This is a genomic window from Microbacterium sp. BF1 (assembly GCF_019279095.1).
Lineage (GTDB): Bacteria > Actinomycetota > Actinomycetes > Actinomycetales > Microbacteriaceae > Microbacterium > Microbacterium maritypicum.
Genome location: NZ_JAGYWT010000395.1, coordinates 1 through 2,325 on the forward strand (window position 1 = coordinate 1; position 2,325 = coordinate 2,325).

A 2,325-nucleotide genomic window follows, 5' to 3' on the forward strand; every position below is an offset into this window, starting at 1 on the left:
GACGGTCTCCACGCACGAGAGCACCTTGGCTCCGCCACATGCACGCTCTTTCGAGCACGGCGAATACTACGAAGGGCCGCATGATGACGAACTGGCAGAGTCGGCAGCTGTGCCATCCAGTGGATGCACTGCTGCTCGCGCCCGTCCTCGGCCAACGCGCGGACGCGGCGGGACGTCAGAAGCTCTGGCTCGGGATCGGCACCGGCGCGCTGATCCTGTGCATGCTCGGCCTCTGGTTCGTCGAGCCGATGCCGAGCCTGTTCTGGCTGGGTGTCGCCCTGATCTCGGCCGCGACGGTGTTCCAGGAGATCGCGGCGGTGAACTCCAACGCGATGCTCATCGGCATCGCGAACCCGAAGAACGTCGGTCGCATCTCCGGCCTCGGCTGGGGCTTCGGCTACCTCGGCGGCATCATCGCGCTGGTGATCGTGGTCGTGCTCGACACTTTCGACTGGTTCGGCATGTCGACCGACAACGGACTGGCCTACCGGCTGATCGCCGTCGGATGCGCCGTCTGGGCGATCGTCTTCAGCATCCCCATCTTCCTGAACGTGCCGGAGCCGTCGCTGGGCCGTCCGGAGCGCAAGGTCGGCTTCTTCGCCTCGTACCCGCTGCTGGTGAAGGACGTCGCAGGTCTCTACCGCAACGAGGAGACGCGGCCCACCTTCTGGTACCTGCTCGCGAGCGCGGTCTTCCGCGACGGGCTGGGAGGCGTCTTCGCGTTCGGCGCCATCATCGGCACCGCCGTGTTCAAGTTCGGCGCGCAGGACATCATCATCTTCGGCATCGCCGCGAACCTGATCGCCGGCGTCTCGACCATCGCCGCCGGCCGACTGGACGACCGGCTCGGACCGAAGCGGATCATCCTCGCCTCGATCGGGTCGATGATCGTCGCCGGTCTCGCCGTGTTCTTCCTCCGCGACGCCGGTGTGATGGTGTTCTGGGTGGGCGGTCTGATCCTGTGCGCCTTCGTGGGCCCCGCCCAGGCGGCCGCCCGTTCCTTCCTCGCCAGAGTGACGCCGGCCGGACGCGAGGGCGAGATCTTCGGCCTCTACGCCACGACCGGGCGAGCCGCGAGCTGGATGGCATCCGGCGCCTGGACCGTGCTGATCGTGCTGACGAGCCAGACGGCCTACGGAATCCTGGGCATCGTGGTCGTGCTGATCGCCGGCTTCCTGCTGCTGCTCCCGGTCAAGGCGCCGCGCTGAAAGAATCCTGCGGAAGCCGTGAGCCACGGCGGGAGTAGTCTGACCGCGTGACTGTGATCCTCGCCTTCCTCGCCAACATCCTCGTCGCCATCGCGAAGACCGTCGCCGCGATCATCACCTCGTCGGCGTCGATGGTGGCCGAGGCGGCACACTCGTGGGCGGATGCGGGAAACGAGGTGTTCCTCCTCATCGCCGACCGCCGCGGGGCGAAGGCCAAAGATGCGCGGCATCCGCTCGGCTACGGTCGCAACGCTTTCGTGTGGTCGCTGATCGCCGCGTTCGGGATCTTCACCGCCGGGTCGATCGTGTCGATCATGCACGGCATCCAGGAGCTGTCCGACACCGGTCCTGTCGAGAGCCCGACCGTGGCGTACATCGTGCTGGGTGTCTCGTTCGTGCTCGAGGGCGCATCGTTCACGCAGGCGATGGTGAAATCCCGCCGCCTCGCGAAGGAGCGCGGCTCGTCGACCTGGGACTTCGTGCTGGAGACGAGCGACACCACACTGCGCGCCGTGTTCTTCGAAGACTCCGCCGCACTCATCGGACTCGTGCTCGCCGGCGGCGCGATCCTCCTCCACCAGATCACGGGCGTCGCCGCCTGGGATGCCATCGGCTCGATCCTCGTCGGCATTCTGCTCGGGGTGGTGGCGATCATCCTGATCCGGCGGAACATCGCCTTCCTCGTGGGCGCCACCGCCGCACCGGAACTGCGCGCGCGGGTGGGGAACGCCCTGCTGGGCCTGCCGCAGATCGAGCGGGTCGCCTACCTGCACATCGAGTACGTCGGCCCGAACCGTCTCTTCATCGTGGCGGAGGTCGATCTCGCCGGCGACGCGCGCGAGCACGACGTGGCACGGCAGCTGCGTGACCTGGAGCAACGGATCGAGCAGCACGACGCGGTCGAGACCGCTGTGCTGTCCCTCTCGGTCGACGACGAGCCGTCGGTGGGATTCGCGTCGGCCTGAGATGGTGTCGCCAGCGCGGCCATACGCGATGCGGCGGCGCAGGGCGTGGGAGAATCATGGCTGTGCGCCCGACGTATCCTCCGCTCCTGAGCCTCCTCGCCGTGACCGCTGCTCTGCTGCTCGCGAGCTGCTCCTCCGCTCCCGCCGACCAG

2 protein-coding genes are annotated in these 2,325 nt (G+C 67.7%); both read left to right on the forward strand.

Features of this window, described 5'->3' with window-relative positions; translation table 11 throughout:
• Positions 1-80: 80 nt before the first annotated feature.
• Positions 81-1,208, forward strand: a complete 1,128-nt coding sequence (locus tag KZA10_RS12670) for an MFS transporter (RefSeq protein ID WP_256934814.1) — start codon at positions 81-83, stop codon at positions 1,206-1,208.
• Between the two features lie 47 nt (positions 1,209-1,255).
• Positions 1,256-2,173, forward strand: coding sequence for a cation diffusion facilitator family transporter (locus KZA10_RS12675; protein WP_218683049.1), 918 nt, complete (start codon positions 1,256-1,258; stop codon positions 2,171-2,173).
• Positions 2,174-2,325 lie beyond the last annotated feature (152 nt).